The sequence below is a fragment of the Streptomyces laurentii genome, from assembly GCF_040635425.1.
Taxonomy (GTDB): domain Bacteria; phylum Actinomycetota; class Actinomycetes; order Streptomycetales; family Streptomycetaceae; genus Streptomyces; species Streptomyces laurentii.
In genome coordinates this window covers 1-13,953 of the sequence record NZ_JBEYHT010000104.1, presented here as the reverse complement: position 1 = coordinate 13,953, position 13,953 = coordinate 1, and the positions used below count along the sequence as shown (strand labels likewise).

General features: G+C 74.2%; 14 protein-coding genes and 2 pseudogenes. 8 read left to right on the top strand and 8 right to left on the bottom strand.

Features of this window, described 5'->3' with window-relative positions; all coding sequences use genetic code 11:
• Nucleotides 1–210 precede the first annotated feature (210 nt).
• A pseudogene (locus ABZ693_RS35205) lies at nt 211–321 on the bottom strand (HipA family kinase); the annotation flags it as partial.
• Nucleotides 322–444: 123 nt separating this feature from the next.
• Here ABZ693_RS35205 and ABZ693_RS35200 point away from each other — a divergent pair.
• The 3 genes from ABZ693_RS35200 (at nt 445) to ABZ693_RS35190 (ending at nt 2,892) form a co-directional block, all read left to right on the top strand.
• Nucleotides 445–1,023 (top strand): hypothetical protein, encoded by a 579-nt coding sequence (locus ABZ693_RS35200; protein WP_359885564.1) that lies wholly within the window; start codon nt 445–447, stop codon nt 1,021–1,023.
• 92 nt (nt 1,024–1,115) lie between these two features.
• Complete coding sequence (locus ABZ693_RS35195) at nt 1,116–2,162, top strand: DUF4232 domain-containing protein (protein ID WP_359885563.1); 1,047 nt, start codon at nt 1,116–1,118, stop codon at nt 2,160–2,162.
• Between the two features lie 28 nt (nt 2,163–2,190).
• Complete coding sequence (locus ABZ693_RS35190; RefSeq protein ID WP_435842640.1) at nt 2,191–2,892, top strand: adenosylcobinamide amidohydrolase; 702 nt, start codon at nt 2,191–2,193, stop codon at nt 2,890–2,892.
• Between the two features lie 23 nt (nt 2,893–2,915).
• On the opposite strand, the gene ABZ693_RS35185 is transcribed toward ABZ693_RS35190, so the two are convergent.
• Nucleotides 2,916–3,548 carry a cysteine hydrolase family protein gene (locus ABZ693_RS35185; protein WP_359885562.1) on the bottom strand — a complete coding sequence of 211 codons (633 nt, stop codon included), beginning with the start codon at nt 3,546–3,548 and terminating at the stop codon, nt 2,916–2,918.
• Between the two features lie 80 nt (nt 3,549–3,628).
• Between ABZ693_RS35185 and ABZ693_RS35180 the strand changes: the two genes are divergently transcribed.
• Nucleotides 3,629–4,096: a pyridoxamine 5'-phosphate oxidase family protein gene (locus tag ABZ693_RS35180; protein ID WP_359885561.1), complete on the top strand. Its 468-nt coding sequence runs from the start codon at nt 3,629–3,631 to the stop codon at nt 4,094–4,096.
• 24 nt (nt 4,097–4,120) lie between these two features.
• On the opposite strand, the pseudogene ABZ693_RS35175 reads toward ABZ693_RS35180, so the two are convergent.
• Nucleotides 4,121–4,645, bottom strand: a pseudogene (locus ABZ693_RS35175) (LysR substrate-binding domain-containing protein); the annotation flags it as partial.
• Nucleotides 4,646–4,738: 93 nt separating this feature from the next.
• Between ABZ693_RS35175 and ABZ693_RS35170 the strand changes: the two are divergent.
• Nucleotides 4,739–5,878 (top strand): DMT family transporter, encoded by a 1,140-nt coding sequence (locus tag ABZ693_RS35170; protein WP_359885560.1) that lies wholly within the window; start codon nt 4,739–4,741, stop codon nt 5,876–5,878.
• On the opposite strand, the gene ABZ693_RS35165 is transcribed toward ABZ693_RS35170, so the two are convergent.
• The gene (locus tag ABZ693_RS35165) at nt 5,872–6,966 is read right to left on the bottom strand and encodes a baeRF3 domain-containing protein (RefSeq protein ID WP_359885559.1); all 1,095 of its coding nucleotides are present in this window, start codon (nt 6,964–6,966) and stop codon (nt 5,872–5,874) included. The two genes, ABZ693_RS35170 and ABZ693_RS35165, sit on opposite strands and share 7 nt — an antisense overlap.
• Before the next feature lie 320 nt (nt 6,967–7,286).
• Nucleotides 7,287–8,618, bottom strand: a complete 1,332-nt coding sequence (locus ABZ693_RS35160; protein ID WP_359885558.1) for an aminotransferase class I/II-fold pyridoxal phosphate-dependent enzyme — start codon at nt 8,616–8,618, stop codon at nt 7,287–7,289.
• A 38-nt stretch (nt 8,619–8,656) separates the two neighbouring features.
• Between ABZ693_RS35160 and ABZ693_RS35155 the strand changes: the two genes are divergently transcribed.
• Both ABZ693_RS35155 and ABZ693_RS35150 read left to right on the top strand, forming a co-directional pair.
• Nucleotides 8,657–9,349 (top strand): pyridoxamine 5'-phosphate oxidase family protein, encoded by a 693-nt coding sequence (locus tag ABZ693_RS35155; RefSeq protein ID WP_359885557.1) that lies wholly within the window; start codon nt 8,657–8,659, stop codon nt 9,347–9,349.
• Nucleotides 9,350–9,360: 11 nt separating this feature from the next.
• A complete protein-coding gene (locus ABZ693_RS35150) occupies nt 9,361–10,080 on the top strand; it encodes an FMN-binding negative transcriptional regulator (RefSeq protein WP_359885556.1) in 720 nt (239 codons plus the stop codon).
• On the opposite strand, the gene ABZ693_RS35145 is transcribed toward ABZ693_RS35150, so the two are convergent.
• The 3 genes from ABZ693_RS35145 to ABZ693_RS35135 all read right to left on the bottom strand — a co-directional run bounded on the left by ABZ693_RS35145 (nt 10,070) and on the right by ABZ693_RS35135 (nt 12,918).
• Nucleotides 10,070–11,056, bottom strand: coding sequence for a DMT family transporter (locus ABZ693_RS35145; RefSeq protein ID WP_435842639.1), 987 nt, complete (start codon nt 11,054–11,056; stop codon nt 10,070–10,072). The genes ABZ693_RS35150 and ABZ693_RS35145 overlap by 11 nt on opposite strands.
• Nucleotides 11,057–11,233: 177 nt before the next feature.
• Nucleotides 11,234–12,313 carry an EamA family transporter gene (locus ABZ693_RS35140; protein WP_359885554.1) on the bottom strand — a complete coding sequence of 360 codons (1,080 nt, stop codon included), beginning with the start codon at nt 12,311–12,313 and terminating at the stop codon, nt 11,234–11,236.
• A gap of 41 nt (nt 12,314–12,354) precedes the next feature.
• Entirely contained in the window at nt 12,355–12,918 is a 564-nt protein-coding gene (locus ABZ693_RS35135) for a Clp protease N-terminal domain-containing protein (protein WP_435842638.1), read from the bottom strand.
• A gap of 492 nt (nt 12,919–13,410) precedes the next feature.
• Here ABZ693_RS35135 and ABZ693_RS35130 point away from each other — a divergent pair, with 492 nt between their 5' ends.
• Nucleotides 13,411–13,839 carry a type II toxin-antitoxin system Rv0910 family toxin gene (locus ABZ693_RS35130; protein WP_359885565.1) on the top strand — a complete coding sequence of 143 codons (429 nt, stop codon included), beginning with the start codon at nt 13,411–13,413 and terminating at the stop codon, nt 13,837–13,839.
• The last annotated feature ends 114 nt before the right edge of the window (nt 13,840–13,953 follow it).

The following is a 13,953-nucleotide window of genomic DNA, read 5'->3' as shown; positions in this document are numbered from 1 at the left end:
GATCAGGGAGCGGGGTCCGGTGCGGGTGATCGCAAGGCGGAGGAGGGAGACAACGCGGTGGGGGTACCTCCCGTGCCCGAAGGGCTACGGGGGAGCGCGTGGGGAGAATCGACTGCGTAAACAGGCGCGAACCCGAAAGACCCAGAAAGACAGATCCGCCCAGGTCAGAGACCAGATGGACGACATTGCCGCAGGTCAGCGCCACCTGGTAGACAACTTCATGACGTACGTGCCGGGATCGTCGGCCTCGACGATCCCGGGGAGCGAGCCGCCCTCACGCAATGGCGTGACGTAGCGCGTCGCTGTCACTTCGGTAAGCATCCCCCCAGGTTATCCATTCCCCCGTCGTCACATTCCGGGGTTTTTCGTGGCATGGTGCGCGCCGTGGCGGGGGTGGCGGACAACTCGTTCGACGGCCTCCGCCGGCCCTGCCAGGGTGGGGCCATGGCTGAGAGTGGGACCGTCGACTGGTTCGCGGCGGGAGACGAGGGTGAGCGGGGGCGTCTTTACGCGTACCGGATCCGCGGGCGCGACCGCGGCGGGGTGCTCCTGTGGATCGGTGGCGTCGGCGACGCGCGGGACCGGGTGCTGACGCTGCCGGGCGCCGCCGGTCACCGCACGGTGCCGGTGTTCCGGACGGCCGGGCAGGCACGCCGGTACGCGGACCGGCGCGGATGGCCCCTGGCGCACCCCGAGGCCGACACCCTGGAACTCGCCCGGGTCCAGCACTGGCTGGCGGATCCGGCCCGCCGGCGGGTCCCCGCGGGGGCGGTGCTGGACGCCTGGAACTTCTTCGAGGACCTGGCCCGGGGACTCCCCGCGGCCTCCGGCCCGCGACAGACAGCGGTGCACGACGGCGCGTACGAGAAGCTGTTCGGCGACGCGTGCGACATCTGGACGCCCGAGGAGCGAGGGGCCGTACAGGAGCTGCTGACGGCCGGGGTGGAGCTGTGGAACTCCTGCCCGGTGTCCGTGAAGCCCCGGGCGAGCGCCGTCCGGATCACGGGATCCGTCGGCCGCTGATCGGCATGGCCGGCCGCCTTTGTGACACCACTGTGACCGGAACTGTGGCCTCCATCATGACTGCGGGGAGGGCGCCTTGATGGGATGCCCGGATGCGCAGCCTCCTCGCCGCTCGCCCGGCCCTCGCCGCGACCACTCCCCTCGTCTCGGCTCTCGCCGCGACCGCACTGCTCCTCACGGGGTGCGGGACCACCCCGGCGGGCGCCGGGAACCCGGCCCCGGGCGGTGCCACGGCCGGGGCGCCCTCCGCCAAGCCGGTCGACGATCCGGGCAAGGACGGCGCACGGATCACCTCGATCACCCTGTCGGCCCCGTCGGTTTCGCCCTCGCCCTCGTCGTCGCCCTCGTCCTCGTCCCCGTCCTCGTCCTCGTCCGGTTACGGCGTACACGCCGACTCCCTCCCGTCACCGTGGACCGGTTACGGCGTACGGCCCGATCCCCTCGACGCCCCCGAGGATCCGAAGACGTCCGCCGCCTACGAGGTCGTCAACACGACGTCCACGGCCCAGACGTACACCGTCGTCGTCACCTTCACGAGCAGTGACGGCGGGGCCATGTCCACCCGGACCGTGACCGTGCGCGACGTCGCCCCGGGGAAGACCGCGCGGGGGACGGTCCATGCCGAGGTGCTGCCGCCCGGCGCTCCCGCGATCACCGGGGCACACGTCCTCAAGGCGACCAAGGTCCCCGCGGACGAGGCGCCGATCGAATCGGGCCCGTGCCCCGCCTCCGGCGTCCGGGTCAGCGCCGACCAGGGCGACGCGACCATGGGGCTGCGCGTCGTGGGCCTGCACCTCGTGAACTGCGGCACGCGTGACTACACCGTCGAGGGCTATCCGCTCCTCGTGCTTCTGGACTCCGACCACGAGCCCGTCAGCGGCGTGCGGATCCTCGACGGCGGCAAGGACATCGCCACCGGCGTCGGAGGCGACGAACCGCCGCGGCGCGTGACGCTCCGGCCGAACGAGTCGGCGACCGCGAACCTGGTCTGGCGCAACACCACCGAGGCCGGCACCGCGGTGAACGTGCCGCACGTCCGGGTCCGGGCGAAGGCGGGGGCCGCCCCGGTGACGGTGACCCCGAACCTCGACCTCGGAACGACGGGCAGGCTCGGAGTCACCCCCTGGAAGAAGAACTGAGTCCCAAGGGCACGGGTTAGGGTACGGGGTGCTTTCGCGTCTCCCGGCCGCCGCGCCGGACCCCACCCGCGCCGCTTTCGCCGACGCCGTCCTGCTCGACCACGAGGAGGACGGCCGCCGCCGGCCGATGTGGGTGTGGGCGCCCGGGCCCGGCACGCGGATGGTGTCCAGCGCCGTGCTCGGAGGGGGCGTCGGGGAGCGGTCGTGGGTCGTCAACGCCCAGGTGCCGCCGGGGTACGGGCGGCTCGACCCGGTCGCCCATCTGCGCGAACTGGCCGCCGGCGCCGGTCTGACCGGTCCCGGCGTGGGGCTGATGACGGCGGCGGAGCTCGGCGACCGGCAGTGCGCCGCCGACGGTGGCGCCGAGGCCATGGTGACGGCGGGCATCGGGGTACGGGGGTGGGCGGCCGCTCCGGACGCGGGCACCGTCGGTCCGCCGCGTCCGGGCACGATCAACATCGTCGTCTCGCTCCCGGTGCCGCTCACGGACGCGGCCCTGGTCAACGCGGTCGCCACGGCGACCGAGGCGAAGGTCCAGGCGCTGCTCGACGTCGGCGCCGACGCCTCCGGCACCCCGACGGACGCGGTGTGTGTCGCGTGTCCCGTCGCCGGGGACGGTCCGGCCGAGCCCTTCGCCGGTCCGCGCTCCCGCTGGGGCGCCCGGCTCGCGCGCGCCGTGCACCAGGCGACCCGGGAGGCGTGCCTGCGCTCGCTCGCCCGCGGCGCCTGACGGTCCGATGTCACGAACGGCCCTCAGTGCGCCCGCCAGCAGGCCAGGACCTCGTCCGTCGTCGTGAGGGTGGCGACGAGGGCGAGTGTGTGGCGGGTCAGGGCGGCCGTGTAGTCGGCGGGCACTCCGGCGATGGCGTCGCTCGGCACGACGACCTCGTAGCCGAGGTTGACGGCGTCGAAGACCGCGTTGGGTACGGCCACGTTGGCGGAGACGCCGGTGACGACCAGGGTCCGGCAGCCGAGGTTGCGCAGCAGCGCGTCGACATCGGTCCCGGCGAGCGGCGAGAGCCCGTGCAGACGCCGGACCACCAGGTCCGCCTCGGTCACCTCGATCGGTTCGGCGATCTGTACGGCGGCGCTGCCGGTGTGCTGGGCGACGGGGAGCCGGGCGGCGGCGCGGAAGAGGCGGGCGTTACGGTTCGCGCCGCGCCCGTCGGGGCGGCGTTCGGCGACGGCGTGCATCACCTGGACGCCTGCCCGGTGCGCGCCGGCGACGAGCCGCGCGATGTTGTCCAAGGCCCCCGACTCCCGTGCGGCGGCGGCGAGTTCGGGGAGCGCGCTCGTCTTCCCCACCACACCCTCCTGGCATTCGACGGTCAGCAGGACGGCTCCGTCAGGGTCGAGCTGTCCGGTGAGCCGGTCCGGTCGCGTCATGACGCCCTCCTCCTTGCTCCGGGATACCCGAGGCCCCATGCTTTCTGACACCTCATCAGAAATCCAGAAGGGTGCGGACGATGACCACCGGACAGCGCCGTGGACGCCGGATCATGATGACCCCGGCCGAGCTCGATTCCTTCCTGGCCGGGCAGCGCACCTGCCGGGTGGCGACCGTCGCCGCCGACGGCCGCCCACACGCCAGTGCCCTCTGGTTCGCCTGGGACGGGACGTCGCTCTGGCTCTACTCCCTGACCCGCAGCCGCCGTTGGGCCGAACTGGAGGCCGATCCGCGGGTCGCGGTCGTGGTCGACGACGGCGAGGAGTACGGGGAACTGCGCGGGGTGGAGCTGTCAGGCACCGTGGAACGCGTCGGCGAGGCCCCGCGCACGGGTGAGCCCTGCCCCGAACTCGACGTCCCCGAGCGACTGTTCGCCGCCAGGAACTTCGGACTCGACGCCATGCCGCACGACGGCCGGCACGCCTGGCTGCGGCTCACCCCGAGCGCCGTCGTCTCCTGGGACTTCCGCAAACTCGCGGGGGCGTGATCCCCGCCCGTACCGCCAGCCGGACAGCGGCGCGCCGGCCGTCCGCAGCGCGTCGACGACGGCGCGGATGGAGGGTCGGCGTCCGGCGTCGGTGCGCCAGGTGGCGTAGATGTGCCGGCTGACCGGCTGTCGTACGGGGACGAAGGCGACGTCGTCACCCATCGGCAGCCGGCCGAGGCGGGGTGCGACGCAGACGCCGAGTCCGGCGGCGACCAGGGCGAGCTGGGTGTGGTGGTCGGCGGCGGCATGGGCGATGCGGGGCTCGATGCCCTTGGCGCGCAGGGTGAACATCAGCCATTCGTGGCAGAACTCGCCGCGCGGCCAGGACACCCACTCCTCGTCGGCGAAGTCCTCCAGGTCGACGACCTCGCGGCCGGCCAGCGGGTGGTCGGCGGGAAGGGCCAAGTCGGCGGCGTCGTCGAGGAGATGGGCCCGTTCGAGGCCGGCGGGGACGGGCGCCCGCTTGTTGTTCCAGTCGAGGACGACCGACAGGTCGCAGTCGCCGCGCAGTACTTCGCGGATCCCGGGCTCGGGTTCCAGCTCGGCGCAGACGCTCCGGATTCAACATGTAAGCGATGCTAAGATATTCACCGGAGGAATTCTCGCTTGTTCTACGAGGTCGCCTCGGTCACTCTGTGGTGCATGAGCAGACCCTCCCCTTCCGCGTCCCCCTCCTCCGCCCTTCCCTCCTCCCCCGGCGCACCGCGCCCGGGCGGCGTGGACTGGCGGGTGCGCTTCGGCGCCCTCGCTCTGATCTGGGGATTCAGCTTCCTCTTCATCAAGGTGGGCACGGACGGCTTCGCCCCGTTCCAGGTGACCTTCGGCCGGCTGCTGTTCGGTACGGCGGTGCTGGCCGTCGCCATGGTCGCGAAGCGTGACCGGCTGCCGCGCGGCGCGCGCACCTGGGGGCATCTGGCGGTCGCGGCCTTTCTGCTCAACGCGCTGCCGTTCTCCCTCTTCTCGTACGCGGAGCTGACGATCCCCTCGACGCTCGCGGGCATCTGCAACGCCACCACCCCGCTGTGGGGCATGCTCCTCTCGCTCGTCGCCCTGTCCGAGGACCGCCCGACCCGGGTACGCGCGGCGGGTCTGGGCATCGGCTTCATCGGCGTACTGACCGTGCTCGGCGCCTGGCAGGGCTTCTCCGGCCTCGACGTCACCGGCACCGCGATGGCCCTGCTCGCCTCGTTCAGCTACGCGGTCGGCTGGATCTACGTCCGCCGCACCCTGGCCGGCACGGACGCCTCGAACCTGTCGCTGGCCGGCACCCAGGTCGGCCTGGCGACGGTGCAACTGGCGATCATCACCCCGCTGTTCACGTCCTGGCCGGAGCGCTTCGAGATCATGCCGCTGCTGTCGGTGGTCGCGCTCGGCGCGCTGGGCACCGGGGCCGCGATGCTGCTCCAGTACGGGGTGGTGGCGGAGGTCGGCCCGACGACCGCGTCCATGGTCACGTACTTCATCCCGGTCATCGCCACGGCCGCCGGTGTCGCCGTCCTGGGCGAGGGGCTGACCTGGAACACCCCGGTCGGCGCGGTGATCGTCCTGGCGGGCGCCGCCCTCACCCAGACCCGCGGCCCGCGCCGCGCCGCCCGGCGGGAGCCGGTCCGGGACCACGTACCGACCGCGACGCCGGCCGGTACGCCGGCCGGGACGCCGACCCCGGCCATGACCCCGGCGACTCCCTCGACCCCCGCGGCTCCCTCGACCCCCGCGGCTTCCACGGCGACCACGGCCCCGGTCGGCGCGGACCCGGACCGCTCGCGGCCCGTCGCTCAGTAACGCAGCACGCCCGCGATCCGCCCCTGCTCCTCCAGCGTGCCGTCGGGCACGAACCGCACCTCGGTGCCGCTCTCCAGCGCCTGCTCGACGATCTCGTCGACCATGTCGTCGCGGGAGCCCGCGTCCCCGGACTGCGCGGGCTCCAGGTGCCCGCCCTCCTGGCGTACGACGGTCCGGTAGTGCTCCTCGACCGCCAGCAGCCGCACCCGCGCCTGCTGCACCGCCTGCCACACCTCGTCGATGCCGCCCGCGAACTCGCGCCGGCCGCGCGCCGCGTCCAGCTCCGCCACCACGGTCGCCGTCGCCGCCGCCACCCGCGCCTGGCGCAGCGGTTCGACGGCCTGCCACACGGCGGCGGCCGGCCCCTCGGCGAGACCGCCCTGCTGGATCGTCATGGCGTCCGGGCCGAGCGAGCCCAGGTCCTCCAGGAGGGCCAGCGCGGGAGCCGATCCCAGCACGTAGAGCGGGCGGGGTTCGGTGGCGAGGACGGCCCGCAGCTTCTCGTGCGCCTCGCGCAGGAAATGGCGGGCGTCCTCGTCCTGGAACGTGCTGGGCACGTCGCCGATCTGCTCCTTGCGCTCGACGTCCGGGTCCTCCAGGCTGCGGGTCAGCGGGAAGCCGTCCTTCGGGCGCTCGGCGGCCCGCTCGGGGTCGCCGCTCCACAGCGAGACCCGGTCGGCCGCCACCGCGAGGGCCCAGTAGGGCTGTTCGGCGGCCTGGGCGGCGACCAGGTTGCGGGTGAGGAAGGTGTCGGCCAGGACCACCCGCTCCGGCACGGTGCGGGCCACCGACCACACCTGGTACTCGCCCTGCGCCGCGTAGATCACCAGTCCGTCCTCCGCGTGCACGAGGTCGGTCTCCGCCACGGCCCGGCGCAGCTGGTCGAGCACGTCGAGGCGCCGCTCGCGGGGCACCTTCGGATCCTCCTGGACGGCCTTCTCCGCCTGCGCGACCAGATTGCGCAGCCGTACCGGGTCCTGGGTGTTCTCCGGTTCGCGGCGATGCGTGGGCATCACCAGGGAGACCGCGGGGTACGGGCGGGGCTGGCGCAGCTTGGCGAGCGCGTCGGTGGTGAGCACGGGGTCCATGAAGGGGAGCCTCCTGCCGGGTTCGGGCGGTTGCCGGGACGGGCCTCGGGGTCGCGCTGCGGCGGCCTGCGGGGCGGCCCCAGGGGCCGGTCGCGGGTCCGCCGCCCCGTCCGGCCCCCACACAGCGCCATCCTGGACCGAGATGTCACCACCCGCGACTCGGCGCGTTCGAACGGTGCGCGCACCGGGGCACGGGGCCGGGGCGCCGGAATACGAAGCCGGAACACCCGGACTCGGGGGCCGGGCGCCGCCCCGGTCCCGGCCCCCTGCCGCATCGGCACGGCCCCGCACCGGCCCGGCCGTGACCGCGGGCCGGCCCGTCAGCCGTAACTGCGGGCCGGTGCCGGTCCCGCCGCGTGGGCGAGCGCGTCGGCGAGCGGTTCGAGGTCGGCGAGGGCGAGCCCGGAGACGGTGACGCGGACCGCCGGCCCGGCCTCCATCCGGAAGCGGGCGCCGGGCGCGACCACCCAGCCGCGGGCGAGCAGCCGGGCGACGGCGCCGGTCTCGTCGGCGACCGGGATCCACACGTTCATGCCGCTGCGCCCGTGCGCCTCGACCCCGCGCGCGGCGAGCGCCCGGACGAGTCCGTCGCGCCGCTCCCCGTACGCCGCCGCGACCGCGTCCGGGTCGACGGCCCCCGAGGTCCACAGCCGGACGACCGCGCGCTGGAGCAGCCGGCTGACCCAGCCGGGGCCGAGCCGCTGCCGGCCGAGGACCCGGTCGACGGTCTCCGCGTCCCCGGTGAAGGCGGCGATCCGCAGGTCGGGCCCCCACGCCTTGGCCACCGACCGTACGAAGACCCAGGCGCCCGTGCCCGTGGCGAGCGGGTGCGGCGGCTCGGCGACGATGCCGTGGCCGTGGTCGTCCTCGATGAGCAGGACGTCGGGGTGGCGGGCCAGGACCGTCCGGAGTCCGGCGGCGCGCGCGGCGGTGAGGCGGGCGCCGGTGGGGTTCTGCGCGCGGTCGGTGACGATCACGGCGCGGGCCCCGGCCCGCAGCGCGCCGGCCACCGAGTCCGGCAGTGGTCCGTCGTCGTCGACGGCGACCGGCAGGGGCCGCAGGCCGAGCGCGGGGACGAGGTCGAGGAGGCTGCCCCAGCCGGGGTCCTCGACGGCGACGGCGTCGCCGGGCCGCAGCCGCGCGGTCAGCACCCGTTCGACGGCGTCGAGCGAGCCGGACGCGACGCCGACGGGCCCGGCCGGTACCCCGGCGGTGTCGAAGGCGGCCCGGGCGAGCCGGGCGAACTCCTCGTCGACGGGCTCCTCCCCGTACATCGTCGGCCGCGCCGCGTACGCCTCGGCGACCTCGGCGAGGGCGGGGCCGAGCGGCGGCAGCAGCGCCGGATCGGGGCTGCCGTTGCTGACGTCCCGGGCGCCGGCCGGGGCCTCGACCCTGATCGAGCCGCGGGCGGTCGTCGCGGGCGCGGGCCGCACCCGGCTGCCGCGGCGGCCGTCCGTCTCGATCACCCCGCGTTCGCGCAGGGTGCGGTAGGCGGCGGCGACGGTGTTCGGGTTCACGCCGAGGGTGGCCGCCAACTCCCGCATGGGCGGCAGGGGTTGCCCGGGTTCGAGCAGCCCGGAGCCCACCCCCCGCTCCACGCTGGCGGCGATCTCCGATGCGCGACGGCCTTCGATCCGATATTCTCCTAGCACAAAGCCGATTATGCACTAGTGCAATGGAGTACGCCACCATGACGGACGCACTTCCCGCGGTTCCACCGCCCTACGAGCCCACCGAGCGGACCGTCCCCACCCGTTCCCGCCACCGCGCCGCGTACGACCGCCCACTGGTGCACGCGATACTCGACGAGGGGTACGTCTGCCATCTCGGCTTCGTCCGCGACGGCGCGCCCGTCGTCCTGCCCACGCTGTACGGCCGGGTCGGCGAGCGCCTGTACGTCCACGGTTCGACCGGCTCGCGGCCGATGCGGATGGCAGGCGGTGCCGGCGGCGGGGCCGACACGCCGGGGCTGCCGGTGTGCTTGACCGTGACCCACGTGGACGGCCTGGTCCTCGCCAAGTCCGCCTTCCACCACTCGATCAACTACCGCTCGGTCGTCGTGCACGGCACCGCCCGCCAGGTGACCGACCCCGAGGAGCTGCGCACCGCCCTCGACGCGCTGGTCGACCATGTCGTCCCCGGCCGCGCCGCCGACTCCCGCCCCGGCAACGCCAAGGAACTCGCCGCGACCGCCGTCCTGCGCCTCGACCTCGCCGAGGTGTCGGCCAAGGTCCGCACCGGCGGCCCCAACGACGAGCCCGAGGACGCCGCGCTCCCCCACTGGGCCGGCGTGATCCCGGTGCGCAGCGGCCACGGCACCCCGGAGCCGGCCGGCGACCTGGACCCGGCCATCACCCTGCCCGGCTATCTCACCGCTCACTGAGGGGCCTTCGCATGCTGATCCATCCCTGGGACGCGCCCCATGACGACGGCGATTGGCAACACTGGCTCGCCGCCCACGACTTCGGCCAGCTCGCGGTCAACGGCACTGCCGGCGAACCGCCGTGGGTGCAGCCGCTGCACTTCCGGTACGAGCCCGAGCCCGGCCCGTACGGCCAGGCGATCGCCCATCTCGCCCGCCCCAACCCGCTCTGGCGCGACCTGGACCGGCACCCGACCGTGCTGCTGAGCGTGGTCGACGACTACGTGTACGTGCCTGGCCACTGGACCGCCTCCGACGGCGCGCCCACCGAGCACGGCACCCCGACCTCGTACTACACGGCCGTCCAACTCCGCTGCACCGCGCACGTCGTCGACGACCCGGAGGAGAAGGCGACCCTGCTGAACCGCCAGGTCGCCCATTTCCAGCCGGAGGGCGGCACGGCGCAAGCCCGGCCCGGCGAAGCTCCGTTCGGCCGCATGCTGCCGGGCATCCGGGTGCTGCGGCTCGAAGTGACCGATGTCCGCGCGAAGTTCAAGTACGCGGGCAACAAGCCGCCGGCCGTGCAGGAACGGGTCTCGGTCCGGCTCGCCGAGCGCGCGGGCCCCGGCGACGCGGCGGCGCGGGCCCATCAGCTCCGCCGCCTCGCCGCCAAGCCGTCCACGACCGGACCGTCCGGTTCCGGGTCATCCGTTCCCGGACCGTCCGTTCCCGGACCGTCCGCTACGGCGTGACGGACACCGCCCCGTCGGCCCGCTCCCCGCGCGGGCCCACCGCCGCCCGGGTCTCCGCGAAGGCGAGCCCGGTGACGGCGCCGAGCAGCAGCAGGGTGCCCCCGACCGTGGAGGCGGTGAGGCGCTCGCCGAGCAGGGTCACGGCGATGAGCGCGGCGCTGACCGGCTCCAGCAGCATGATGACGGAGACCGTCGCGGAGCGGATCACGGCCGCCCCGGCGAAGTAGAGGGCGTTGGCGAGCGCGGTGGGGACGGCCGCCACGTAGACGAGCAGGCCGAGGACCGCCAGCGGGGCCTCGGTGTGCGGGACGAGCCCTTCGACGGCCGCGAACGGCAGCAGACCGACCGCCCCGACGGCGAACGACCAGGTGGTGGTGGACAGGACGTCGACCCGCCCGCCCCCGGTACGGCCGAGCCACCGGGTGAGCAGCGTGAACGCCGCGTAGGCGAGCGCGGACACGAGGGCGAGGACGACGCCGGACGGCCGCACCTCGGCACCGCCCCCGCCGAGCACGAGCACGCCGAGCCCGGCGAGCGCGCCGCCGACGGCCAGGACACCGCCCAGGCCGAGCCGTTCGCCCAGCAGGATCCGGGCGCCGGCCGCGATCAGCACGGGCCCGGCGCCGAGTGTCACGACGGTGCCGACGGCGAGCCCGGTGGCCTGCACGGCGGCGAAGTAGGCCCAGTGGAAGACGGCCATGCCGAGGCCGGTGCCGAGGACCCGGACGAGCCATCGCCCGCGCGGTTCCCGGATGGCCGGGGCCTGCTGCCCGCGCCGCCGGCGCAGGGCGAGGACGCCGAGAAGCAGCAGCAGCGCGCCGACGTAACGCCAGAAGGACAGGGCGAGCGGGCCGAGATCGCTGGCCCGGAAGACGAGGGAGGCGGCGGCGCCCGCGGTGCCCCAGGCGACACCGACGATGATCAGCGAGACGAGGCTCCGCCCCGTGGACAGGGCAGAACCAGGAGTGTTCGACACGTACATGCTCCGGATGAGGAGGAAGGAAAGATGGTCGCCGTGTCCGCGGGCGGGCAGCGACGAACCGCTCGGGGGCCTCGTATCGGCCCGCCCGAGTCCGGTCCTCGTCAGCGGAAGTGAGCCGCCCGCGGTCAGCGTGCGGGGGGCGGAAGTACGGTCATACGCATGGCCGGAACCCTACGGGGTGGCCTTCCCTGCCGCCACCCCGGCTCCATCGGACGCCTGCCCGCCGCCGGCCCGCTCGCCGCCGGCCCGCTCGCCGCCGGCCCGCTCGCCGCCGGCCCGCTCGCCGTCGGCCTGCTCACCGGCCGCCTGGTCGGCGGATCCGGCGACCGGTTCGGCCGTCGCGGCCTTCGGCGTCGAGGACTGCGCGATGAACGCGCCGACGAGCACGACCGCACCGCCCGCGATCTGCGGCACCCCCAGGTGCTCGCCGAGCAGCACCCAGGCGAGGACGGTGGCGATCACGGCCTCCAGACAGGCCACCACACCCGCGACCTGCGGGGAGAGCTTGCGTACGGACACGACCCCGGTGACGTACGCGAGGACGGTCGCGATCAGCACGATCCAGCCCAGCAGCAGCCAGGCCGGGACCGCCGTGCCGTCGAGATCGGCGGTGCCGCCGAGCACCGACCCGTCCATGTCCCACGGGCGGGCGACGAAGGTGAGCAGGACGGCGCCGAAGAGGAGTCCGTACGCGATGAAGCCGAGCGGGTCGACGGGCTCGTCCTCGTCGCTGCCCTGGTCGGCCAGGACGAAGTAGCCGACCTGGCAGCCGGCGGCGGCGAGCGCGAGCAGCAGGCCGAGCGCGTCGAAGCTCAGCCCGGACCAGATCTGGACGACACAGGCGAGTCCGCCGACGGCGAGGACGACGCCGAGGGCGGCGGCGCGGGTCACCGGGCGGCGCTGGACGAAGCGGACCCAGCCGAGGACGAGGGCCGGGGCGAAGTACTCGACGAGCAGCGCGACGCCGACGGGGATCCGGGAGATCGCGGCGAAGTAGCAGGCCTGGACGCCGGCGACGCCCAGCAGACCGAACCCGGCGAGCAGGGCCGGCTTGCGGCGCGGCAGGTCCCGGTGGCGCCAGGCGATCGGCAGCATCACGAGGGCGGCACCGGCCACCCTGAGCCAGACCACGTGCAACGGGTCGAGACCCGCCTCGATGAGCGGCTTGGCCGCCACACCTGAACCACCGAATGCGAAGGCCGAGGTCAGGGCGAGTCCCAGACCGGCGCTTCTCCCCTGAGACGCGTGCATCGGGCCATCATGACAGGGCCCGGTCAGGTGCGTAACCCCCGTTACACCTGTTGAGACAGCTCCGCGATCCGGGCCGTCAGGACGGTGCGGTCGACGCCCGCGCGGCGCAGTACCTCGCCGGCCCGGCTGTCCGGTTCGGCGGCGAGCACGGCGAGCAGATCGAGGCCCCGGACCCGGCGGTCGCCGCGCCGCGCGGCCCGTTCGAAGGCATGCCCGAGGGCGGCCGCGGCGGCCGGTGACCAGCCGGAGGCGGCCGGTTCGCCGACCCGGAGGACGGGGAGGGAGCCGCCGGTGTCCTCGACCGACCGCTGCCAGCGCAGCCCGTAGCCGATGGAGCGCTGCACGAGATAGCCGAGCACCCGGGCGACCTGGTGGCCGCCGTCGAAGGCGGCACCGGCCTCGGGGTCGGTCTCGAGGAGGGAGTGCAGCAGGTGAGCGGTGTCGATCTGCCGGTCGCCGTCCCGCAGCGTCCGCCTTCTGGCTCCGGCCACGACCGTCAGGAGCTCCGCGGTCAGGACGTTCTCCAGGTCGGCCCGGCGCGAGGCGGGCAGCAGCCGGGACACCTGAGAACGGGAAGCGGGAACGCTCGGGACGGGATTGTGCACGATCCCACCTCATCAGGCCGACGGCTTCGGGACATCCCCGGCGAGAAGCATGTGGACATACCACCGGAGTCGGGTACGGAGGGCGATTCCTCCTCCTTGCGAAGGAGATCGCGCCACTTCTCCCCCCTAGGGGCGCGCCGCTTTGCCTCCCGGCCCGGCGCACGCCCCGACGTGTCGTATCGTCCTCCCGGCATGTTCTGGATGGTGGATCTGCCCGCACTCGACGGGCGGCGGTACGTCTACCGGGTGTACGCACCCCGGGAGGCGCTGCCGGGCGATCTCTTCTGGGCCGCGTTCCACTGCCACGACGAGAGCGGCCGGCCACGCGCCTCGGACCGCTTCGACTCCGCGCGGATCCGGTGGGCGGGCGACGGAACGACGGAACAACAGGACGACACAAGAACTGACGGTTCATCAGTATTGAATGTTCGCGCCGCCCCGGCTACGTTCCGCGACACCGAAGCCCGACTGGTACGCGTGAAGGGGTGGCCCATGGCCGAAGTCAGCGCGGAGGCACGGATCGAGGCACCTGCCGGGAAGGTGTGGGCGCGGCTCACCGACTTCGGCTCGTACGGGGAGTGGAACGCCACCCACACCGACTTCCCGGCCGGCGGCCCGGAGCGCCTGGAGTCCGGCGCCACCTTCACGGAGAACATGAAGCTGATGGGCTTCCCCGCCGAGGTGGCCTGGACGGTGGAGGAAGTGGAGCCGGAGCGCGTGCTCGCGATCCGCGGCAAGGGCCCGATGAACGTCGCCATCGGCACCCGCTACGCGCTCACGGCCGACGGCGAGGCGACCACCGTACGGATCGACGGGGAGTTCACGGGTGCGGCCGTGTCCCTGATGGCGGGCAAGCTGAAGGACTCGGCGACGGCGGCCCTGACGGAGTCGCTGCAGCGACTGGCGGGGCTGGTGAGCTGACAGGGCCGACGGGCCCGCTTCCTGCCGGGGACCTCGCTGCGCCCCGTCACCGGCGTGGAGCGGCCCGGCTGGCAGCAGACGGCCTGCGTCGAGGCCGCCCGGGCGTGCGGCGGC